We start from the raw sequence: 24,451 nt of genomic DNA, 5'->3' as shown, positions 1-24,451 counted from the left end.
AGATTTCCTTGTTATTAGTAAGCACGAGCAAAATAAACTAAATTAATTGATGGTTGCCCACAATGAAAACAAGTTGTTTTTTTGGTTGGAACATCAAATGGAATACAACGTGATGTTGTTTGTGTTTCAGCTTTAATTGTATCTTCGCACTCAATGCGACCACAAAATGGCACTAAAAACAAGCCATTCATCTTTGCTAAAGTTTTTTTATACTCTGAATAATTATCAATTTCTTTTGTTCGTTGATGACGATTATTCAAAGCTTTTTGATATAAATTTGTAGCAATTTGAACTAATAAATCAGAAACTACTTTTTCAACTTCTGCTCATGAAACAGTAATTTTTTCAAAAGTATCACGACGAGCAATTGTAACTTGTTGTTGTACTAAATCACGAGGTCCAATTTCAATTCGCAATGGAATTCCCTTAATTTCTGAGTTAGCTGCACGGAATCCAAAGCCTTTATCTGATTGATCAATTTCGCAACGATATTTCTGTAATTTTTTTTGGAGTTGCTGTGCTGCAGATAATTGCTCGTTACTATCATTATTAATTGGTAAAATCATAATTTGAATAGGCGCAATTTGCGGTGGCAACACTAGGCCATTATCATCACTATGTGTCATAATAATCCCCCCTATCAAACGTGTTGAAACCCCTCACGATGTTGAATAAGCATATTCTAAAGTATTTTTTTGATTTGCAAATTTAATGTCAAATGCTTTAGAAAAATTTTGGCCAAAATAATGACTAGTACCACATTGTAAAGCTTGACCATCATACATTAATGATTCAATCGTATACGTTTCCTCTGCACCAGCAAATTTTTCACGTTCTGTTTTTTGGCCTTTAATAACTGGCAATAATAAAGTTTTTTCTGCAAAAGTAGCATAAATATCTAAAATTTTTAAAGTAAATTGCTGTGCTTCTTGTTTTGAACTATGAATTGTATGTCCTTCTTGTCATAAAAATTCACTTGTTCGTAAAAAAGGACGAGTTGTTTTTTCTCAACGTAAAACATTAACTCATTGATTATATAATAATGGTAAATCACGATAACCCTGGATTTCTTTACTAAAAAAGGTTCCAAAAAGAACTTCTGATGTTGGTCGAATGTATAATTCTTCATCTAAAACTTTATATCCAACCTTTGTTACCGTTACAATTTCTGGTGAAAATCCTTCAATATGTTCTTTTTCTTTATTAAAAAGAGTTTTTGGAATTAATAAAGGAAAATAAACATTTTTGACACCATTTTTTTTAAATTCAGCATCTAAAATTTTTTGAATGTTTTCTCAAATTGCATATCCATAAGGTTTAAAAATAGTTGTTCCCTTGATCGGCCCATAGGCAATTAAATCAGCATTTAAAACAATATCAGTATATCATTGCGCAAAATCAACTTCACGCAGAGTAATTTTCTCTAACTTTCTTTTCATTTTTTACTTCTTTCTACTTTCTGTTAAAACATTAGAAATATTTCCTTTTTCACCTTGAAAAATTTTAAGTTTTAAATTATTACTTTTAACATACATTTGAATTCGATTTAAATACTGATTATTTTTCATTAATACTCATCGAATTGCATCTGGTTTCACATCTTCAAAAACTTTTACGCGTCGGGTTACATCATCATATTCTCAATCTTTTTTTGTTAAATGAAATAAATTTTGAATATCAATTGCAATCACAGCAATTTGACTTGGATCAACTTTTTGCTCTGCAATTCAACTCCAAAAATAATGTCGCGTTGAACTATCTAACTCAAACTCTAAATGATCAGGTTTTTCTAAATATGTTCAAACAATATATTCACTTTCTTTTGCTAGATGAATATTTTTAACTGGTTGTAGTCCAAATTCCAATTGTCGCAAAACATTACTAATATCAGTGTAAAATAATAATGATTTAATTCGTTGGCGATTTAATTCTTTAATAATTTTGTGTGTTTTACGCCGTTTAAAACTAAAACTAGTTTTAATTTTATTATTATCATCGTCATCTTCAAACAAACTACTTTCTAAATTTTCTGATGATGACAATGATTTTTCTTGTAATAAATTATGCTTTTTTTCCTTCTGATGGTCCTTTTTTTTGTCATCTTTATTTTTTAATTTATTAAATAGCATGATGCCCCCTCCTTCACATATTAATTATACAAAAAATTATTCTTGATATTAGCATTAACTTATAAAATTGGTGCTACTAATTTTAAACATGTTAACAACAACCGATAACTTAAAGGTTTATATTTAATTGGTCATTCATGTCATAAAATTGAATGTTCATAATCTCATTCCCAACGTGGAATAAAGCTTGCCACTACTTCTGGATCATAAATAACTGCTGTTGTTTGATGATCAGAAAAAAAACTACGATAATCCAAATTGCAAGTCCCAATCACAGCAATATCATCATCAAAAATAGCAATTTTATTATGACTAAAAGTATTATTCATTTCATAAATTTTAACACCACTGGCAAGTAAAGGTTTACAATAACTTTTTGTTATATCTAAAACAAAAATTTTATCCGTCAAACCTGGAATTGTTAAACGAACATCAACTCCAGCGCGTGCTGCAAGAACCAAAGCTTGAATAAGATCATCTGGTGGAATAAAATAAGGCGTTGATAATCAAACTCGTTTTCGAGCTTTGTTAATTAATGAAATATATAAATCTTTCGTAATTGAATGATCAATACTAGGACTATGATTAACAATTTGTAAATGTGACTTACCCTTAACATTATATTGTTTTGGTGCTAAAATAGCTGGCTCTAAATCTGTGATTATTTCATGTCGTTTAGTTGCAAAAAATCAGTCATCAGCAAAAATCACTTCTAAACCTCGAACCGCTTCACCTTCAATTCGCACTTGTGTATCATGAAAAATTCCAAATTTTCATGATTTATCAGCATATAAATCGGCTAGATTAATTCCACCAGTATAACCAATCAAACCATCAATAATAACATCTTTACGATGATTACGATAATTAGCATTCCCACTAATAAAAGGTGTAATAATTGGCAAATATTTATGAACCCGAACACCAGCTTTAACTAATTTTTTAATACTCTTTTTACTAATTTTAAAATAACTACCAACATGGTCATAAATCATATAAACTCGGACACCAGCAGCAATTCGCTCTTTTAAAACTGCTAAAAAAGATTCAAATAGTTCACCATCAGCAATAATAAAATAAGTTAATAAAATATATTCTTGTGCTTGTTGTAAATCTGTTAATAATGATTTAAAAACACGTGTCCCATTTGTGATTATTTTAATTTTATTATTTTGATATAATGGTTTATTTGCATGTCGCATTAATAATTTAACAACATTCCCAAATTTTTGATTAGGAGCAGTATATTTTATTAAACATGTTTTATTTTTTTTATAATAAGTATCATATTCTAACTTATTTAAATGATTGTATAATAATGATTTTTTATTTGAATAGTGATATTTTCGTCCAAAAAAAACATATGAACATAAACCAATAAATGGCACAAAATTAATAAAAATAATTCAAGAAAATTTAACTTCATAACGTCGTTTGGAAAAAAAGAAAAAGAATGAGAAAATTAAATCAATAATAACAATTCCTAAAAAAATATATAAGAATTTAACATTGAAAATAACAACGACAACAAGTAATCCCATAATCGCCATACCAAATAAAAAAATCATTGATAAAATAATTTTTAATCAATTTTTCATCATGTTTCCCCTTTATTGCACAATACTAATACTTTTATTATACCAATAATTTAAAAAGAGTTATAAAAATTATTATAACTCTTTGTTACTTTTTCTCGTTAAATGTAATTTAATGGCGGAACAGGAGAGACTCGAACTCTCGCGCCGGTTACCCGACCTAACACCTTAGCAGGGTGCCCTCTTCACCAACTTGAGTACTGTTCCGTATTGATACCTTATATATTATACAAAAGATATCATTTTAAACAAGAGAAAAAGATTATTTTTTTCAACCTATCCAATTAAAATATTTTCTTCAACATAGCTATACTCTTTTTCACCACTTCCACGAATTGAAACTAATAATGTTGAAGAAACTCCCAATTGCCCAATAAACATTAATAAAATTAATATTAAAGTACTTAAAATACCAATGTTATATAGTTCGGTAAAATTTAAAGTACTTAATCCTGTTGTCCCAAATGCACTACAAATTGTAAAGAAAGTATTTAAAACATCAAGATGAGGATTTTCAGCACTAATACAAATAATAGCAATTGCAATTAAAGCTCCTGAAATAACAGTAACTCCCAAAGCCCGCTTTACTGTTTCATTTGGAATTTTCCGTTTAAAAGCATTAACACTATTATTATTTCGAATAATAGACCAAATTGTAATGATAATAACAGCTAAGGTTGTTGTCCGAATCCCCCCCGCGGTAGAAGATGGTGCTGATCCAATAAACAACATAATTGACATTACAATTCGTGAGCCTGGTAAAAAGTTACTCATTTCAACTGTTGAATAACCTGCATTTCTGGTTGACATTGTATTAAAGAAAATATTCATAAATCCATTTCAATTTGATTTTGAATTTCGTAAAATACTTTCCACATACTGTCCAGTTTCAAGCATAATTGTATTAATATTAGTAAATTCAATTAATCAAACACTAAAAACACCAACAATTGATAAACCAATATAAGTAATTAAATTAATTTTGGTAAATAAGGTAAATTTAACATGTTCTTTTCGTCGTCATGCCACAAATTTTCGTTTTAAATCGTAAAAAGTTGGAAAACCTAAACCACCAATAATAAATTGAAATAAAAACACAAATTGAATAAAATAATTAGTATTATAAGGCATTAATGATGAATTACCAATAATATCAAAACCAGCATTATTGATTGATGAAATTGAGTGGAAAACACCACTTCATAAACTTCGTCAAAAATTATGATAAGTAACATTATCAATCATGAATTTTCCTTCTACTGATAATTCCGAAAAATAAAAATTACAAAATAATAAAATTGCCCCAAAACATTCCAAAATAATTAAAAAAATAAAACTATTTTTAATTAAATCCATTGTATGCCCAAAGTTACTACTTCCTCGTTCACCTTGAACTAGCATTTTATCTTTAATTGAAATTCGGCGCCCTAATCATACAAAAATCATAATTTTAAAAGTAACAATTCCAAAACCACCTGTTTGTATTAAAATTAAAATTACTAATTGACCCCAAAAAGTATAATCCGCTGCTGGATTACTAATGGTAATCCCAGTATCAGAAAAAGCACTAGAAGCAGTAAATAAACCAATTAAATAATTTCACGCAAAAGTAACTGAATGGTCTAAAATTTTACCTTTTCCATCAAGAACCATTCGTTCTCCACTATGAACAAAACCAGGAATTGATAATAATATTCCTCCTAAAAGAACAATTAAAATATAAACTAAAAATAATCTTCCAGATATTTTTGAGAAGGGTAACCAATGACGACGACGTGTTAATGGTGCAGTTGGATCATTATTACGTTGTCGTTTATTATCATTTTTTCTTTTAAAAATATTTTTGAAATATAATTGAAAAAAAACCATTTGTGTCCCTCTTTCATTAATATTATTATATACTACAAGTTAGGAATTATTGCTAATAATAAAAAAAATAGTATAATTAAAGATGCAATAAGGGGGAAGCGGAATGGCACGAAGAAAAAGTTTTGCAATTATTGGACTAAATAATTTTGGACGTTCAATAATTGAAACACTAATTGCGCGAAAACAACATATTATGGTCTTTGATATTGACCAAACTAAGGTTAATAATATGATTGCTAGTTATGATCAAGTTGATGGAGTAGCATTAGATGCAACAGTTAAAACAAATCTAATTGAACAAGGACTAGACGAATATGATACTGTCATTATCACAATCGCAAGTAATATTGAAGCTAGTATTTTAACAATTATTGGGTTGCAAGACCTTGGAATTACTAATATTATTGCGAAAGTAAAAGATATTCGTCATGCGCGAATTCTAAAAGCATTAGGAATTAACAATATTATCCAACCCGATACAATGGCCGGAAGCATTACTGCAACTAAAGCAATGTTTGATATTGACATTGAAATGCAAACTGTTGATGAAAATTATGCATCATTAATTATTCAAGTGACTGATCCAAGTATTGAAGGACAAACATTATCAGAATTACGTTTTATTAATAATAAAGATTATAATATTGTTTATGTTAAACGTAAAGGCCGCGTTATTTTACCCGGAGATGTTGAAACAATTAAATTAGATGATGAATTATTATTTATTGCTAAAATTAGTGCAATTAATGATTTAACAATTAAATTACAAAAAATTGACCAAGAATATGAAAAAGATGGTAAATAAGCATCTTTTTTTATTTTCCTTCTTTTGCCATAATTAATTCAATAACTACTTGTTGACCAATTTCTGGTGCAACCTGTCCTTTTGTTAATTTCATTAATTCACCCATAAAAAACTTAATTACTCGTTCTGGTCGTTGTTCATATTGTTCTAACATTGCTATATTAGCATTAAAAACTGGCTCAAAAATTGTTTTAATCTCAACTGGATCACTAATTTGTTTTAATCCTAATTCAGTAACAACTTTAGTTGGGGGGCAATCTTCATTTAAAATTCGTTGGAGCACTGTTTTAGCCTGCTTATTTGAAATTACATTTTGATTAATTAACATAATCATTTCAACAAAATTTTGTGGTGTTAATGCTGTTTCATTTATTGTTAATCCCTTTTGGTTTAAATAAGCAGTAATATCACCAATTAAATAATGCGCAATCATTTCATAATGTGGTGATAACTTAATTGCTGCTTCAAAAAAATTCATTAAAGTATAATCTTGTAAAATAATTTCAATATCGTCTAGCTTTAACTTTAATTTTGATAAATAACGTTCGCGCTTGACAGCTGGTAATTCTGGCATATTTTTAAGAACTTTTGCCATTCAATTTGGATCTAATTTAATTGGAAAAATATTTGGCTCAGAAAAATACTTATAATCAATTGCATCAGTTTTATGACGCATTAAAACTGTTGTTTTTGTTTTTTCATCAAATCGTCGTGTTTCTTGTTCAATTCTTTTTCCTATTAACAAACGTTCACTTTGTCTTTTAATTTCATATTCAATTGCCTTTTCAACATTTGCAATTGAATTAAGGTTTTTTAATTCAACCTTATCACCAAATGTTTTCGTACCAACTGGCCGTAACGAAATATTAACATCACATCGTAATGAACCCTCATTCATTTTAGCATCACTAACTTTGATATAAACTAAAATCTCACGTAAAGTTTCTAAATATTGACGAACTTGAAATGCTGACCGTAAAACGGGACGGGTTACGATTTCAATTAAACCAATTCCAGCCCGATTATAATCTAATAATGTTCAATCTTCCTCATGTAACTGTTTGGCAGTATCTTCTTCGATATGTAATCGTTCAATTTCTACTTTAAAAGGTTTACCATTTTCATCAATAATGGTTAAATATCCATTTTTACCAATTGGATAATATTGCTGCGTAATTTGAAAACCCTTGGCTAAATCAGGATAATAATAATTTTTACGATCAAATTGAACAATTGGATCAATTGTTAAATTAAGTGCTTGGCAAGCAATTAATGCTAACTCAACCCCTTTTTTATTAACTGTTGGCATTACTCCCGGATATCCAGCATCCATCGGATTAACCATACTATTGGGTTGAGATCCATAACTAACTGCTCCAGAAGAAAACATTTTTGTCTTTGTTTTTAATTCAACATGATTTTCAATCCCAATTACTACTTCAAAATTAACCATGATTGTTTTCTCCTTTTGGTGCCACTTTATTTTTAATTCCAGCAATCTCCTCAATTAATAAACTAGCATTAAAGACTTTCTGATCAGCAAAAGGCGCAGCATTAACATTTATTCCAATTGGCATTTTATCAACAAAAGCAAGTGGAACAGTTAATGATGGATTACCCATTAAATTACCCAATACTAATAAATCATCAACATAATTTTCTAATTCTGCCTCTGTTAAAATTTGACCCTTAATAGTGGTAATTTTTGGAGCAACTGTTGATGCAGCTGGTAATAATAAAATGTCATATTTTATAAAAACATTATTTAAAGCATTGACAATTAAACGTCTTACTCGTTTTGCTTTTAAAAATAATAATGTTTGGTTATTTTTTGTTAAAGTATAAGAACCAATAACATAACGACGTTTAACAACATGGCCAAAACCATTAGTTCGTGAGTTCATCATTACTTCTTGATAAGTATCCCCATTAACTCTTGTCCCATAATTAATTCCATCCAACATTGAATGACTACTTACTGCTTCAGCAAAAGAAATCACCATATAAACTGGCATTAATGCTTTTAATAAATCTTCTGGAAAATCAATTGCTGTAACACTAATGCCGCGTGCTGTTAATTGTTCATATAAATGATCAAAATGATTTCTAATCTCTTCTGGAAGAATTGAATGCGCATTTTTTAAATAAGCAAATTTTTGTTTTTTGACTTTTTCTAATGATAAATTTTTAAAATAATCTTGCTCTTTGCTTTTTAATGAGGTTGCATCCTTACGATCTTCTTGTGCTAAATAATCAAAAACAATTGCACTGTCTTCAACAGTTCGGGTAAAATATCCAACAGTATCTAATGATGGGGCATAAGGGAAAACACCATACCGTGAAATTAAACCATAAGTTGGTTTAAAACCAACACCACCACAGTAACCAGCTGGTTTTCGGACTGAATCACCTGTATCTGTTCCTAACGCAAATGGAACAACTCCCGCTGCAACCAAAGCTACTGAGCCAGATGATGAACCACCAGTAATCCGGGTTAAATCCCAAGGATTTAAAACATCTCCTGTTAAGGCATATAAACCATGCCCTCCCATTCCTAATTCATCTAAAGCTGTTTTTCCTAATAAAATACTATTGTTTTCTTTTAAAATATTAGTTACCGTTGATTCATAATTTGGAATAAAGTTTTCTAAAATTTTTGAACTCGCCGTTGTTTTAATTCCCTTTGTTGCAAAATTATCTTTTGCAAAATATGGTAATGCAAATAAATAATTATTTTTAGGAACAACAAGGTGATCTAACTTTGCTGCCAAAGCTGTGGCTTCTGCTTCTAATTCTGTTACAGTTGCATTTAAAACCTGATATTTAGCTAAATTAGTAAAAGAATCTTTGACTATTTGCGATGGAGTAATTTTTTTACTAACTAAAAGATGATGCAATTCTTTGATTGAATAATATGTCATTTTATTTAACCACCTTATTAATTACAATATAATCATCTATTTTTTTTGGTGCTGCCGCTAAAATTTCAGCTTGTGGAGCAACATCAATTTCATCATCCTCACGCAAATAGTCAACTGTTAAGTCAAATGGAAAATGCATTGAATGAACATTAGTTGTATTAATTTTTTGTACTAAATCCATTTGCTTTAAAATAACATCAAATTCTTGACTTAAATTAGTTAGTTCCTCATCTTGTAAATCTAGCATAATATCATGTGCTAACATCTGTAACATTTCTTTTGTAATTCGTGCCATCTTAGTCCTCCTTACTTAATAATTGTTGAAATTCTTCTTCATTAATAATTTTAACATTTAATTTTTGTGCTTTTACTAATTTATTACCAGCATCAGTTCCCGCTAGTAAATAAGTGGTTTTTGCACTAACACTTTCAGAAACTTGTCCACCATAACTTTCAATTAATTCTTTAAAGTATTCTCGTGATTTTGATAAGACTCCAGTAATCACAAACCGATAATTTTCAAACTTCTGTGCTAAATGCTGATTAGTAGCAAAATACTCCATTTTAACCCCATTTTGGCGTAATAAAGCCAGTTCTTGTTGGTTAGCTGGAATTGCAAAATAATCCACAACACTAGCTGCTACAATTGGACCAATATCATTAATAATTGATAATTGTTCAATATTCATCGCAGCTAAATTATCAATTGTTTTAAATTGTCGTGCTAATAATTTTGCTGTTTTTTGACCAACATGACGAATTCCTAACGCAAATAATAATCGTTCTAAGGAATTATTTTTTGAATTATTAATTGAAGTAATCATATTTTCAAACGATTTTTCACCAAAATTTTCTAATTCAATAATTTCAGCGCGGTATTGTTCTAATTGATATAAATCACTAAAACTTTTTAAATATTCTAATTTAAATAATCGTTCAATGATTTTTTCACTAATTCCTTCAATATTCATCGCATTTCGTGAACAATAATGTTCTAATCCACGTGTAATTTTTTTGGGACAAACAGAATTAATGCAATACTGGTCAACCTCCCCTTCAACACGTTCTAATAAAGAATTACACTCTGGGCAATGCGTTGCTTCTTGTCACTTCTGAGCATTTTTTTGGCGACGAGCTGCAACATAATTAATTACTTCTGGAATAATATCCCCCGCTTTTTTAACTTGGACATTATCACCAATCCGAATATCACGTTCAGTAATAAAATCAGCATTATGTAATGTTGCAGCTCGTACGATTGTTCCTACAATACGAATTGGTTCAAGAACAGCATTATAAGTAATGCGCCCCGTTCTCCCAACGGAAGGAAAAATATTAAGCAATTTAGTAACCACAACTTCCGCTGGGAATTTATAAGCGATTGCTCATTTTGGATTTTTAGCAGTATAACCAATACGATTATATAAATTTAAGTTATTAACTTTAATCACAATTCCATCAATTTCATAACCTAACTGATGACGTTTTGGCTCATATTCTTGAATATATGCTCACACTGCTGCAATATTTGAACAATAACGATATTCAGGATTTGTTTTAAATTTCAATTGTTCTAATCTTTGTAATGCTTCGTATTGTGATTGAATCCCATCCTGTAAAGCATTAACATAATAATATAAAAATGCATTTAACTTTCGTTTTGCAACAATTGTTGAATCTAATTGACGTAAAGTGCCTGCTGCTGCATTTCGAGGATTAGCAAATTCAAATTCACCATTTTTAACACGTTCTTCATTAATCTTATTAAACTCTTCAACTGATAAATAAACTTCTCCCCGAACAATTAAAGTTGGTTGGTCAATTCGAAGGGGAATCGATTTAATTTGTTTAATATTAATAGTAACATCTTCACCTGTAAGACCATCTCCCCGAGTTGCCCCCATCACTAAAAGATTATTATCATAAACTAATGAAATTGATAATCCATCAATTTTTAATTCACAAGTATATTCAATTTCTGGCAAACCAGTTAATTCTTTAATTTGCTCATCAAAATGAATTAAATCATCATAATTAAACGCGTTTCCTAAACTTAGCATTGGACTTGTATGAACATATTTATTAAACTTTTCACTAATTTGGCCAGAAACACGTTGCGTTGGTGAATCAATTGTAATTAATTCACTATATTGCTGTTCAATTGCAATTAATTCTTGCATTGCTCGATCATATTCTTGGTCACTAACACTAGGGTTATCATTAACATAATATTCATAATTTCATTTTTCTAATTGTTCTTTTAACACTAAACTATGTTTTTTTGCTTGCTCAAAAGTCATAATATCTTCCTTTATTTTATTATTTTTAGATTCTTGTTGTAATGTGGGGGATTGTTGGTTTTTTGAAATGCCATTTTTTAAATGGCTTAATTTTCAATGCATAAACACTAATATTTAAGGCAACTAATAAAGCAACAATAAAAACCGTATCATTGTTTAATAAAGCCTGTTCATTAAAAATTAAAATTAAAAAACGCCCAACTAACGGATTAAAGAAAGTCACTGTTAAAATTGATAGCATATTAATTGGGGTTTTTGCAACAAAATTAGGAATTCGTTCAAAAAACAATAATCAAATTAAAGATAGCCCTAAAAAGACAAAGGAAATAATTAAAAAGACAATATTTGTTCATGGTTCTCAACGCCCCAATTCTAACTGTACATATAAAGCTGATGCAATTGTTTCTAATGTTCAGAAATTTAAATTATTTTCCCTCGTTGCTAAAACAATGACCAATGAAATTAGGGTAAAAATAATTGGTACAACAAATAATATTTTTTTTTGCCCAAGATACATCATTATTTCAATATCATGTACTCGTGAATAATTACGATATAACAAAAATGATAAAATTATCATTAACAAAAATAATCCTAAAAAAATAAAAATTAATAAAATATTTTTTATTTGCGCATTGTAGAAAATAAAACATAACGTTGAAAATAAGGTAAACTTCACCATATCTTTTAAGAAATTAGTTTTATATTTTAACATACTAATTCATGTTGAAACATAAATAATAAATAACATAATATATGATGCATCTCATTCAAAGGTAATATAACTTGCAAAAATAATACCAATAATTCATGGCATATTACGGCTACGATATTCTTCATTTGTGTAAATTGTCATTAAAATAAAAGTGACAAAAAATAGACCAGTTAACATATTTTGCTGATGCCATGAATCATATCCAAAATAGTAAATTAACAATTTTGAAGCAGATAAAACAAGGAGCGATAAAGAACCAATTAAAAAACGATTACTTTTTTTATTAGCAAAATTACTCAATAATGTTACAAAAATTGAAGCAAATAACATTGCATCTAAAATATTTAGTAAATTTCAAATAATATCATTTGGATCAATCCCAGTCATCACAAACCAAACTGAAACATTCGTAAATCAAGATAATGTTGCTAAAGCTTGAACTTTAGCAACGGTAACATTTGGATTTAATTTAAAAATAATATTATTATCAACTGAATCAAAAAAGTAAAAACTTAAAATATAACTATTAGTAATGTTTGAACCTGAAGGAGCAATAAAATAATTTTTAGCATAGTATAATGTCATAAAAACACCAAATGCAACAAAAAAAATGGCGTGATTTCAATCCCATAAATTAATATTAAATCAATAACGAATAAATAATAACAAAAATAATGAATATAAAATATTAATTGACAATAATGAATAAACTAAAATAATATAACGTAAATTAGGAATAAATTCTAATGGAATTAGCAAAAAAGAAATAACAGCAAAATAAAAGAAAAAACCCATAATCATTCCAAAATAAATATTTTTAGTTCGAATTTTTAAAAATTCGGCTAAAATTGCTCCTGTTGAAGAAAAGACTCAGTAATAATATAAGAAAAAAACAATCGCAATTAAAACTATTTTTACCATTTGACCTTTTTCCTTTCTTAACAATTATAGCAAAAACACTCCAGAATATACCTTATAAAGCAAAAATAAAAGTGATTTCTACTTTATAAATCACTTATTAGTTTAAAATTATTTCCTATTTAATAACAGCAATAATTTCTCCTTGTTTAACATTTCCTGTTTTAACAATATTAATTGTTTTACCGCTCATTGTTTCTGGTGTAAAAACAATTGGCGTATCTAAACTTGGTACATTTTCAGCTTTTAAAACAGTTAAATCAACATTACATAATAAATCCCCTTGTTTAATATTATCATCTTGTTTTACTTGAATATCAAATCCTTTTCCATTTAATGAAACTGTATCCATTCCAATATGTAATAACATTTCAACACCATTATTACTTTTAATTCCATAAGCATGACCTGTCGGAAAAACGGTAATTAATTTTCCAGCAATTGGAGCAATAAAATTACCAGCACTTGGTTTAATTGCTAAACCCTCACCTAACATTTTTTGTGAAAATACTTCATCTTCAACTTTATCTAAAGCAATAACTTCACCATCTACAGGGGCAATTATTTCAAGTTCTTTTGGTTTTTTACTAAATAATCCCATCTTTTCTTCTCCTTTTTTTATTAAGCAGACAACTTTGTCATCTATATTTAGTATACTATAAAATTATTAAATTTATGTGCTATTTTTAAAACAATGGGAAACCAACTACTTGTTTAATTAAGACCAGAACAGAACCAATTAAGCAAAAGAAACATAATAAAAATAAAATTAAATACTTATTTTTTTGAAAAGCAGCTCAAATTATTAACTTCTGTTTAACTGTAAAATTATCATTTTTAGAATTACGCCGTGTTTTACGCCATTGTCTTCAATATCAAACCCCACTAATAATTGATAATACCGCAAAAGCAACAACTAAAGTAATTAAAACTGGTAACGGAAGATCAATTATTGCATGAGTATTTAGATTTATCATTTAAACCACCTATTTTAATAAAAAAAACACTATATAGTGTTATTTTATCAAAAATTTAGGCCTTTAAAGCATTTTTTGTACTTTTTTCAACTAAAGCTAAAACTTCATCAGCTGTTTGGCATTCTAATGCTTCTGTTACTAATTGTTCCATTGCCGAAACTTCTAATTTGCTAATAATTCGACGAGCATTTAAAATACTTGTTGCAGACATTGAAAAGTAATCTAATTTCATTCCCATTAAAAGCGGAATTGCTTGCTCTTCTCCAGCCATTTCGCCACACATTCCAACCCATTTTCCTTCTTTATGGGCACCGTTAATAATTGTTTTAATTAAGCGTAAAACAGATGGATTATATGGTTGATATAAATACGCCACAAATTGGCTCATTCGATCAGCTGCCATTGTATATTGAATTAAATCATTGGTTCCAATTGAAAAGAAATCAGCGTGTTTTGCAAACTGATCAGCTAACATTGCTGCTGCTGGAATTTCCATCATCATTCCAATTTCAATATTATCTGCAACTTTATGTCCTTCTTTAATTAAAGTTGCTTTTTCTTCTAAGGTAATTTTTCTTGCAGAATTAAATTCATCAATTGTTGCAATCATTGGAAACATAATTCCGATTTTGCCATAAACACTTGCACGTAATAAAGCACGTAATTGTGTTCGAAAAACATCTGTTTTATCTAAACAAAGACGAATTGCACGATATCCTAAAAATGGGTTCATTTCTTCTGGAAATTTAAAATACGATAATTTTTTATCGCCACCAATATCTAATGTTCGAATAATAACTGGGCGTCCTTGCATTCCTTCTAAGACACCTTTATAAGCTTCATACTGCTCATCTTCAGTTGGGAAATGGTCATTATCCATATATAAGAACTCGCTTCTAAATAAACCAATTCCTTGACCACCATTATCCAAAACACCTTGAACATCTTTTGGCGCTCCAATATTTCCTTCTAAAACAAATTTTTGATATCCATCTTTTGAAACCGTTGGCTTATCTTTAAAAGCCAATAATTCTTGTTGTAATTGTAAAAATTTTTCTTTTTCTGCTGTCCAAGTTTTAACCTCTGTTGACATTGGATTTAATATAACTTCTCCTGTTGTCCCATTAATCATAACTAATTCATGATGATTTGCTTGTTTCGTAATATCTTTTAATCCTAATACGGCTGGAATTTCTAAACTACGGGCCATAATTGCAGCATGGCTAGTACGCCCTCCCATATCACAACTAAATCCTTTAACAAATTTAGGATTTAACTGTGCTGTTTGTGAAGGTGTTAAATCTTCAGCAACAATAATAACTTCTTCATGAATAGTTGCTAAATCTAATACCGGAACATTTAAAATATACTTAATTAAACGATCAGTTACATCTTTAACATCTGCTGCACGTTCTTTAAAATATGGATCATCCATACTTGCAAACATTGTAATAAACTTTTGAGCAACAGTATGAATTGCATATGCTGCATTATTGTTATTACTCTTAATAATAATATTTTTTGCTTCATCAATCATTGCTGGATCACGCAAAATTTCCTTATGTGCTTCAAAAATTGTTGCTTTTTCTGCCCCTAATTTTTCTAAGGCAATCTTTTGTAGTTTTTCAATATCTGTGTTTGCATTTTGCATTGCTGCTTCTAGTATTTTAATTTCTTTTGCTGAATCAGAAACCGTATTATTCGAAATTTCATATTTTGGTTCTTCTAACTTAAAAACTTTGGCAATCGCAATTCCATTACTAGCACCTATCCCATGCAGTTTTTTTGACATAATAAAAAATCCTCACTTCTCTTTCTACTAAAACTATTTTTATTATATACCGAAAAATGGAAAATTGTTGCATTTTAACTAGACTTTTTGTTATAAAACATTATTTTCTATAAATAAGCAACAAACTTAAGTAATTATTTTATCTTTGTTCATTTTATAAAATTGTAAACTGTAAATGCAAGTGCAGCAAATCAATTCAAAAATGAACATCTAAAATAAAGTAGAGATAAAAAATTATGTTAAAATTCTATTAAGAAATTTTCTTTTTATTTTAGTTATTTCAAATTTCATAATTGTTTGCAGAACGAATATTATTTGAGCCATAATAAATTGAATTTAAACGGAGACTAATTTTTCATGATTGACTGCCATCTTGATTGTCACTAACAAAAGTCACTATTATTTGTTTTATATCTACGTTCGGATTGCGTTCCCTTAATCTAGCCAGAATTGTTTCGCAGTCATTATTGGGTAGTTTTCCTAAGTCATGGTTTGTAATTACAGTTAATATGGATTTTTTTTGAAAAATAGAAAAATTAACAATTTCTCAGCCAAAGTATTGAGAATTTGGTTTTGCAGAAATATGAAAATAAAAATAAGTATGATCATAATAACTATGCGATAATTTTATATCTTCTATGTTTACATTCGGGTTGCATTCCCTTAATCTAGCCAGAATTGTTTTGGAATTATTCATTGGGTAATTCTCCTAAGTCAGGGTTTGTAATTACAGTTGATAGCGAAATTCGCGATGGGCTAGGCTGTGGGTTTTCAGTTTGCTTTTTATTTCTAATATTTTGTGATTAATAGAAACTTTCAGCAATTACCAATGGCATGAACATTACACTAATTGTTATTGTACTTAACAAATTTAGTAATTTATTCATATCTATATTCATTCCTTTCATTTATGTTTATAGTTAACTCTCTAAAATGTTATATCATTTTTAAAGTATCTGTTATTACTAAATCAATAGATTTATTACACTTGCATTTACAGTTTACAAATTAAAAAACATCTCATATTATACTCGTGGAAAATTATATCAACGAGTTTGTATAATTCCGTTAATAAAAATCCGATATCAATAAAATTTAATTAATAAAGTACCTTGTTTGAAATTTAATTTTCTTATTGTATTGGTTCTCATTCGTTGAATTTTTTTAATACTATAAAGAGCAAACCAAGTTGAATTACAAACAAAAGCATAGTCTGGAATTAATTCACTCAAATCAACATTTTTACTTAATGTTTGATACTTTTTTTGTACACGAAAAATAAATAACTTATTGTTATTATTATTTAATTTTCATTGTCTATAAAAAGATTTAAATTTAAACTGACATTCATCACAAATTATTTGCTGTCCATTTTCTTGCATGACAAAACATACCTCGCCTTTCTTTTTTTGTCGCCCCACAAGTTTTATTAGTTAATATAAAATAAAAAAATAAATAGAAATCATAGTTTTTTACTAAATAAATTATACAATAATTTTATTTATTTTGTTATTTTGTTATTAAAAGTTATTTTAAATAATAAAAAGTAGAGTTTACTCTACTTTTTAAAAATTTATTTTATATTTTATTTTTTGATTCACCATTTGCTAAAATTTCTTTTAAATTTTCATATGTTGTTTCAATCATATTTTTAACAGCTTCATCAGTATAAGATCCTATATGCGGTGTAATAATTACTCGTGGATATAAGGTAATTAATTTATTTGTAATATTATCTGGTGTTATATTTTCATTAAAATCTTGAAAAAAACATCACCCTCATTTTCTAATACATCTAATCCAACACCTTTTAATTTATTTGACTTAACAGCTTAGCTTCATAAACTGCCTCACTATCTATTAGTTGTCCACGCGCTGCATTAATTAACACTGACCCTGGTTTCATTTGTGCTATAAATTCTTTATTAACAAAATAATGATTTTGTTCTTTAATATATGGGCAATGTAATGAAACTAAGTCTGATTCTTTCAGCAAAGTATTTAAATCAGTATATGTTAAAACTGTTCGAACACTATCGTTTTCATAAATATCGTATCCTAATACTTTAGCTCCCATTCCGTGTCAAGCTTTTGCTGCTTCAAAACCAATTCGACCAGTTCCAATAATTCCAATTGTAAAATTACGAATTTCTTTTGCAAACATAAAATCATCAACTTTAAAATTTGTTTTACGTTCATTATTATCCATATAAAATAAATTACGTAAAAAATCATTTCCCATTGCTACCGCTAATTCGCTAACTGCATTAGGCGAATATCCTGGAACATAAGTCATTTTAAGCCCTAATTCATGTGCTTTTGTTAAATCAATATGATTATAACCAACTGTTCTTGTTAATAAATATTTAACGCCATATTCTTGCATTTTTAATAAGTTTTCTTCATAACAGTCACAATTTGCACGAACCATTACTGCTTGATGTCCTTTAACTGTTTCAATATTATCTTTTGTTAAATATTCTTCAATTAAAGTTAAATCATAACCATATTTTTCATTTAGTTTTTCAAAAAATGGTCGTTCGGTTTTCCGAACGTCATAACAAACCATTTTAATTTTTATATTCATTCTTATTTTCTCCTAAGTATGTAATAATAAAGTTTATGTAAATAATGAAGTTGCTCCAATTGCTGTAGTAATAATTACTCAGAATGGTAACGAAATAATTGAAAATAAAGTTGAAACTAATGTTAAATTACTTGCTAACATTGGTTGTTTTTTATATCCTATTGAATATGCCACAATAACAGATGCTGGCGGTGCAGCTAACATAATGACAATAACAGTTAAACCAACTGAATTTAATTTTCATACTCCTGTTTCTTTTCCAATTACAGCAAAAATAATTGGTGTTAGAATAACTTTCATAATCATTCCATATCAGACTTTTTTATCTTGCATTGCTTCACGCAATTTTCCTTTTGCTAAAGTCATCCCAATTGCTAATCATGCTAATGGGGTACATAATCCTTCTAATGTTTTTGTTATTTTAAATAATGGTGAAAAAGTATTATCTAATCGTAATGGTGAGAATAACCGACCACTACCAATTTTATTTTGATCAGGAACAATTTCAATTCCTGGAATTAATTGTGTTACTCAAAAGATAAATCCAATAATTGTTACAATTAAGATTGGATTAGCAAAAATTTGTTTTAAATTTGCCTTAACAGTTGCCATTTTTTTAGCTCATATTTCAGTTTTTACTTGAGCATATCCAGTTGGATCTATTTTTGCATCAACAATTGTTTCTGTTTTTGTTTCGGCTATAGTTGCTAATTGTCCTTGCGTTGGTTTGCTCATAACAATAAATCCTAGTGAATATAAAAATACTCGATAAGGAATATTAAAGATATTAGCTGGTAATGTTGCTTGTCCGGCTTCAAATAAAGCGGTAACAACTGGAATTCCAAAGAAAGTAGTTGATGCAAAAACCGTACACATTGCTAACGTATCACGAACATCTTGCTCATATTTAATATAAAAATATTTTGCTACAATTCCTAAAATAATATAGAATAAAAATTCGACTAATAAAATCGCTGCTTGTGTTTTAACTTGTTCAACTGTTGTATCAGCCATAAAACCATCAAATGCTAAACATGGTAATCCAACAACCATTACAATTTTAATTAGAACAGTTTCTCAATCTTTTTTAAAGGTTCCACGTTTTGTTAAAAACCAACCTAAAAAAATAAAAACATTGTTGCAATAATTGCACTTCAAAAACCCCGTACTTTTAAAGTATCAACGACTGCTGTACCAACATTGGCTTGTAAATATAAATGCATTGTATTTTTTCCTTTCATAGTTTTTTAAATAATGCCTAGTGTACTTTTTGTACTATTAATATTTAATATTATAATCAATTTCTAAAAATAATAACATAAAAAATGAAAAATTTTGGTAAATTCAAGAATTAAATTTTTAAGAAGAAACTATTTTAAAATTAGAAATATAAAATATTTAATTTTTGTTTTACATAGTAGTTTAATCTGTAATTATGATATAGTATTATAATAATTTATATAAAATCTAATATATAAAGAGGCGTAAATGTATAAATTATCAAAGTATAGTAAAAATTTAAAAATAATAATTATAACTTTAATAGCTTTCTTAATTATTGTGCCTATCTCTGGTGTTATCATAGATTTATGTGATAGAATGCTTAATTATGATTATTTTAAACCAAATAAAAATAGACATAGTGAAAACACAATTGATCAATTAATTGCATGATTATTTGTTGCTTTTACAAATTGGTATGCCTTATATTGCGTAATTTATGCCATAGTTTTTCTTGCAAGGATAGGATATAAAAATGAACCTTCAGAGTTTAAAAAATTTATTTTTAATTGTATTTTTTTAGCAACATATTCAATTGTTATTGTTCTTGTCTTTTGACCAGATGTTATTAAACAATTATTTCTTGGAAAAGGATTTATTTTTACAAATTCACTTTTAAAAAACATTATTACAATTAACATTCACTTTATAACACCAATCATTGCATTTATTTTATTTGGTATTTTTTCATATTATGAGCAACAAGATTTTAAATATTTTATTAAAAGAATTAATTACTTTAGTTTAATATTACCAATTTTATATATTGTATTTTCATGAACTAGACTAGACTAGTGATATATGTTGAATACCATGGTTATGCTCCAACAAATGGAAGAATAATGTGATGAAATAGTTATAAAATTTTAAACCCCTATCTTCATCCAGTTTTAGCACCGTTATTAGTAATCTTTTCAAGCATTGGGATTTATGGTATTTCAACTTTAGTTAGTTATTTAGCATTATTTTCATTAAGAACTAAAAAGAAACAAAAAAAGGAAAAGATTAACAGTTTTTAATCTTTTCTTTTTTTATATTAATTATAATTCAATTAAAACTTTAATTCCTGGTCCCATTGTTGTTGTTATAGCAATATTTTTAATATATGCTCCTTTAACAGCTGCTGGTTTTGCCTTACGAATTGTTTCATAAATTACATCATAATTAGCTTTTAAAGCTTCAACTTTGAATGATGCTTTACCGATAATTGAATGAATGTTTCCATTTTTATCAACACGGTATTCAACTTTTCCTTTTTTAACATCACCAATTGCTTTAGCAACATCTGGAGTAACTGTTCCTGTTTTAGGGTTTGGCATTAATCCTTTTGGGCCTAATAATTTCCCAATTTTTCCTAATTCTGCCATAATATCTGGTGTTGCGATAATAACATCATAATCAAATCAATTTTCTTTTTTAATTTTTTCAATTAAATCTTTACCACCAACAAAATCAGCACCCGCTGCTTTAGCATCAGCTTCCTTGCTATTTGTTAAAACTAAGATTCGTTGTGTTTTTCCTGTTCCTTTTGGTAACACAACAGCTCCACGAATTTGTTGGTCAGCATGACGTGGATCAACATTTAGATTAAAGGCAACTTCAACGGTTGAGTCAAGCTTTGTTGTTGCAGTTTGTTTTGCTAATTCAATTGCTTCTACAATTGGGTATACCTTATTTTTGTCAACTAATTCAGCAGCTTTGTTATATTTTTTACCAAATTTTGCCATCCTTAGTTTTTTTCCTTTTTACTTGGCATACCTTCAACAACTATCCCCATATTACGAGCAGTTCCCTCAATAATATTCATTGCTGCTTCAACATCATTTGCGTTTAAATCAATAAGTTTATATTCCGCAATTTTACGAACTTCATCAACTGAAATCGTTGCTACTTTCTCATTTTTTGCCTTTGCTGACCCCTTTTGGATTTTTGCTGCTTTTTTTAATAAAATTGCGGCTGGTGTTGTTTTTAATTCAAATTTAAATGTCTTATCATCAAAAGCAGTAATAACAACTGGAACGACATCACCCATTCGTTCTTTTGTTGCATCATTAAACTGTGTACAAAATTGAGGCATATTAATTCCTAATGAAGCTAATTCTGGCCCTGGTTTTGCTTGTCCTGCTTGAAATTCTAATTTTGCAATTCTTGTAATTCTTGCCACGAGCAATTTCCTCCTTTTAATTAAATTCTCGCTGTGGTCCAAACGTAATGTTAACATTACTACCACATTTAAGCATACTCTATATAATAGAATAAATGCCTAATTAATTATAACAATAAAAAAATAAAAAAACAACTTTATTTTAAAACAAATGTCCTTATCTTGTGATAATTTCGTAATAGTTATCTAGCAAAAATTTCACAATTATTTATATTATTAATTTGGTGATAACTATGGAAAGAAAATTAACAATGACAGAAAAACATAAATATAAAACTATTGGAAAAGTTATTAATAATGAAATAACAAAAAAACGTGCTGCTAAAATTTTAGATTTGTCTATTCGTAGAATTGAACAATTAATGAAAATTTATGATACACAAAATATGACTTCCTTTGCCCATCATTCACGTGGTAGAAGAGCATATAACAAAACAAAACCAGAAATTTGTGAAAATATTCTTAATCTTTACAAAACTAAATATATTGATTTTAATTTTATACATTTTAAAGAAAAATTACTTGAAAATGAAAAAATAAAAATTTCTTATTCAGTTTTGTACAACTTAATGTCTCTAAATCAAATAAAATCTCCTAGAAAACAAAAATTAAGAAAAAAAGATAAATCACATCCTTTAAGAGAACGCCACAAATATTTTGGGGAATTATTACAAGCTGATGCTAGTGAACATTTATGACTAGGAATAAATCATCCTAAAATATTTTTACATGGTGCTATTGATGATGCAACAAATACAGTTGTTGGATTATATTTTGATTATCAAGAAACCTTAAATGGTTATTATAATGTTTTATATCAAATTTTAAAAAACTATGGTATTCCTATGACATTTTATACAGATAAGCGAACAATTTTTACTTATTAAAAAATAATAGTAAAAACTAAGAAAAAGACACATTTACTCAATTCAGCAGATGCTGTAATGAATTAGGTGTCGAAATCATAACTACTTCAATTCCTCAAGCAAAAGGTCGAATTGAACGGTTATGAGGTACTTTACAAGATCGTCTAAAAAATGAATTAGGTCTTGCAAAAGTAACTACTCTTGAAGAAGCAAATAAGTTCTTAAAAGAATTTCTGACTAAATTCAATAAACACTTTGCTCTTCCCATTGATTATAACAATTCTGCTTTCGTTGATGCACCAGAAAGTGACAAAATTAATTTACTTTTATCAATAACTTCAACAATAAGAACAGATAATGGATCATCAATTAGTTATGCAAATAAAAAGTACTTAACTTATGATAATAAAAAACTAAAAGTTTTTAATTCAAAAACAAATGTTACAATAATTAATGCATTTGATAAAACATTGTATCTTAAGTATGAAAACAAAATTTATAATCTATTAGAATATATTCCAACAGTTAAAAATACAGAAAAAACATTACCAAAATCTAAAGCTCATAAACCCAAATCAAATAATCCATTAACTGAAAGATATACTATGAAACAATTATCAATTAAATAAATTTACGAAATTTTAGCTAGATATTGACACTTTATTTTAAAACAAAAAATAACAAATAAAAAATTAAATAAAAATAATTATTAATTAAAAAATATTGTTAATTTTAAATAAATATGATAAGGTAAATATTGTAAATGATTTTAAAAATATTATATTTTTAAAATAAATGGTTTAATTAATAATTAAAATAATAAGGAAATTTTAATATGGAATTTAATTATATTTTTAAAATAAATGGTTTAATTAATAATTAAAATAATAAGGAAATTTTAATATGGAATTTACATCAGAAATGAAAAATCAGCTGAAAAAAATATATAAATCATTTAAAAAGGTCTTAATTCTTTGAACATCTATAATAAAGTAAACTCTTAAAAAGAGTGTAATATTTTATTAGGAGATGTTCTTTTATTATGGGAAAATGATAAACAAAAGAAGAAAAAATAAAAATTATTAAATATTATCATAAAAATGGGTATATGAATACAATAAAAAAATTTACTATTGCAAAGGAAACTTTAAGCAGATGAATTAAAATCACAAATGAAGATAATTTAATTCCTAGAAAGGGTCCAACTAATTAAATATATAGAAATGATACAAGATATAAAAAAGTATTTAACCAAATCGAAGAAAATGAAATTTTGAGCGGTTTGGTCCTTGAAGAAAAAATACACGATTAAATATTTAACTCATATTTTAAATATTTCTAAATAATGATATTATAAGTGATTTAACAATGGTATGCAAAAATTTAATAAGTGAGATTCAAAATTAGCTAAATTAATTAAAATATCATTTTTGAAATTTAATAAAATTTATGGTTATAAAATATTTCAAAATTAGCTAAATTAATTAAAATATCATTTTTGAAATTTAATAAAATTTATGGTTATAAAATAT

General features: G+C 27.5%; 20 protein-coding genes, 1 tRNA gene and 2 pseudogenes. 4 read left to right on the top strand and 19 right to left on the bottom strand.

What is annotated here, in order from left to right; genetic code table 4:
* Positions 1-14 precede the first annotated feature (14 nt).
* The 5 genes from proS to C6B38_RS09050 form a co-directional block, all read right to left on the bottom strand.
* Positions 15-1,439: a proline--tRNA ligase gene (gene proS, locus C6B38_RS09070; protein ID WP_105299380.1), complete on the bottom strand. Its 1,425-nt coding sequence runs from the start codon at positions 1,437-1,439 to the stop codon at positions 15-17.
* 3 nt (positions 1,440-1,442) lie between these two features.
* The gene (locus tag C6B38_RS09065; protein WP_105299379.1) at positions 1,443-2,129 is read right to left on the bottom strand and encodes an acetyltransferase; all 687 of its coding nucleotides are present in this window, start codon (positions 2,127-2,129) and stop codon (positions 1,443-1,445) included.
* 59 nt (positions 2,130-2,188) lie between these two features.
* Positions 2,189-3,727, bottom strand: a complete 1,539-nt coding sequence (gene cls / locus C6B38_RS09060; RefSeq protein ID WP_105299378.1) for a cardiolipin synthase — start codon at positions 3,725-3,727, stop codon at positions 2,189-2,191.
* Between the two features lie 113 nt (positions 3,728-3,840).
* A tRNA-Ser gene (locus tag C6B38_RS09055) sits at positions 3,841-3,931 on the bottom strand.
* Between the two features lie 69 nt (positions 3,932-4,000).
* Entirely contained in the window at positions 4,001-5,593 is a 1,593-nt protein-coding gene (locus tag C6B38_RS09050; RefSeq protein ID WP_105299377.1) for a potassium transporter TrkG, read from the bottom strand.
* Between the two features lie 103 nt (positions 5,594-5,696).
* Between C6B38_RS09050 and C6B38_RS09045 the strand changes: the two genes are divergently transcribed.
* Complete coding sequence (locus C6B38_RS09045) at positions 5,697-6,398, top strand: potassium channel family protein (RefSeq protein ID WP_071937956.1); 702 nt, start codon at positions 5,697-5,699, stop codon at positions 6,396-6,398.
* A gap of 10 nt (positions 6,399-6,408) precedes the next feature.
* On the opposite strand, the gene gatB is transcribed toward C6B38_RS09045, so the two are convergent.
* The 12 genes and pseudogenes from gatB to C6B38_RS08985 all read right to left on the bottom strand — a co-directional run bounded on the left by gatB (position 6,409) and on the right by C6B38_RS08985 (position 19,766).
* The gene (gatB, locus tag C6B38_RS09040) at positions 6,409-7,851 is read right to left on the bottom strand and encodes an Asp-tRNA(Asn)/Glu-tRNA(Gln) amidotransferase subunit GatB (RefSeq protein WP_105299376.1); all 1,443 of its coding nucleotides are present in this window, start codon (positions 7,849-7,851) and stop codon (positions 6,409-6,411) included.
* Entirely contained in the window at positions 7,844-9,319 is a 1,476-nt protein-coding gene (locus C6B38_RS09035) for an amidase family protein (RefSeq protein ID WP_105299375.1), read from the bottom strand. Before C6B38_RS09035 ends, gatB begins: the two co-directional genes overlap by 8 nt.
* 1 nt (position 9,320) lies before the next feature.
* Complete coding sequence (gene gatC / locus C6B38_RS09030) at positions 9,321-9,614, bottom strand: Asp-tRNA(Asn)/Glu-tRNA(Gln) amidotransferase subunit GatC (RefSeq protein ID WP_105299374.1); 294 nt, start codon at positions 9,612-9,614, stop codon at positions 9,321-9,323.
* 1 nt (position 9,615) lies between these two features.
* Positions 9,616-11,619 (bottom strand): NAD-dependent DNA ligase LigA, encoded by a 2,004-nt coding sequence (gene ligA, locus C6B38_RS09025; RefSeq protein WP_105299395.1) that lies wholly within the window; start codon positions 11,617-11,619, stop codon positions 9,616-9,618.
* Between the two features lie 25 nt (positions 11,620-11,644).
* Positions 11,645-13,255, bottom strand: coding sequence for a hypothetical protein (locus C6B38_RS09020; RefSeq protein WP_105299373.1), 1,611 nt, complete (start codon positions 13,253-13,255; stop codon positions 11,645-11,647).
* A 115-nt stretch (positions 13,256-13,370) separates the two neighbouring features.
* Positions 13,371-13,853, bottom strand: a complete 483-nt coding sequence (locus C6B38_RS09015) for a PTS sugar transporter subunit IIA (protein ID WP_004027921.1) — start codon at positions 13,851-13,853, stop codon at positions 13,371-13,373.
* Positions 13,854-13,938: 85 nt separating this feature from the next.
* Complete coding sequence (locus C6B38_RS09010; protein WP_105299372.1) at positions 13,939-14,229, bottom strand: hypothetical protein; 291 nt, start codon at positions 14,227-14,229, stop codon at positions 13,939-13,941.
* A gap of 55 nt (positions 14,230-14,284) precedes the next feature.
* Positions 14,285-16,021, bottom strand: coding sequence for a phosphoenolpyruvate--protein phosphotransferase (ptsP, locus tag C6B38_RS09005; RefSeq protein WP_105299371.1), 1,737 nt, complete (start codon positions 16,019-16,021; stop codon positions 14,285-14,287).
* Positions 16,022-16,292: 271 nt separating this feature from the next.
* Positions 16,293-16,718: a hypothetical protein gene (locus C6B38_RS09000; RefSeq protein ID WP_105299370.1), complete on the bottom strand. Its 426-nt coding sequence runs from the start codon at positions 16,716-16,718 to the stop codon at positions 16,293-16,295.
* A 328-nt stretch (positions 16,719-17,046) separates the two neighbouring features.
* Positions 17,047-17,403, bottom strand: a complete 357-nt coding sequence (locus C6B38_RS08995) for a hypothetical protein (RefSeq protein ID WP_105299369.1) — start codon at positions 17,401-17,403, stop codon at positions 17,047-17,049.
* A gap of 196 nt (positions 17,404-17,599) precedes the next feature.
* A pseudogene (locus C6B38_RS08990) lies at positions 17,600-18,608 on the bottom strand (NAD(P)-dependent oxidoreductase).
* 33 nt (positions 18,609-18,641) lie between these two features.
* Positions 18,642-19,766, bottom strand: a complete 1,125-nt coding sequence (locus C6B38_RS08985) for an AEC family transporter (protein ID WP_233485740.1) — start codon at positions 19,764-19,766, stop codon at positions 18,642-18,644.
* Positions 19,767-20,096: 330 nt separating this feature from the next.
* Between C6B38_RS08985 and C6B38_RS08980 the strand changes: the two genes are divergently transcribed.
* Positions 20,097-20,684 (top strand): hypothetical protein, encoded by a 588-nt coding sequence (locus tag C6B38_RS08980; RefSeq protein ID WP_233485739.1) that lies wholly within the window; start codon positions 20,097-20,099, stop codon positions 20,682-20,684.
* Positions 20,684-20,908, top strand: coding sequence for a hypothetical protein (locus C6B38_RS11745; RefSeq protein WP_233485738.1), 225 nt, complete (start codon positions 20,684-20,686; stop codon positions 20,906-20,908). Before C6B38_RS08980 ends, C6B38_RS11745 begins: the two co-directional genes overlap by 1 nt.
* Positions 20,909-20,929: 21 nt before the next feature.
* Here C6B38_RS11745 and rplA read toward each other — a convergent pair whose 3' ends face one another.
* Both rplA and rplK read right to left on the bottom strand, forming a co-directional pair.
* Positions 20,930-21,616, bottom strand: a complete 687-nt coding sequence (gene rplA, locus C6B38_RS08975; protein ID WP_105299367.1) for a 50S ribosomal protein L1 — start codon at positions 21,614-21,616, stop codon at positions 20,930-20,932.
* A gap of 2 nt (positions 21,617-21,618) precedes the next feature.
* On the bottom strand, positions 21,619-22,110 hold the full coding sequence (gene rplK, locus C6B38_RS08970; protein ID WP_443028764.1) for a 50S ribosomal protein L11: 492 nt from the start codon (positions 22,108-22,110) through the stop codon (positions 21,619-21,621).
* Between the two features lie 187 nt (positions 22,111-22,297).
* On the opposite strand from rplK, the pseudogene C6B38_RS12500 reads away from it, so the two are divergent.
* Positions 22,298-23,548 (top strand): annotated as a pseudogene (locus tag C6B38_RS12500) (ISNCY family transposase).
* Positions 23,549-24,451 lie beyond the last annotated feature (903 nt).

The sequence above is a fragment of the Spiroplasma sp. ChiS genome, from assembly GCF_002968355.1.
Taxonomy (GTDB): Bacteria; Bacillota_I; Bacilli_A; order Mycoplasmatales; family Mycoplasmataceae; genus Spiroplasma; species Spiroplasma citri.
Note: the sequence above shows the minus strand (reverse complement) of the source record. Positions and strands in the feature narration are given on the sequence as shown.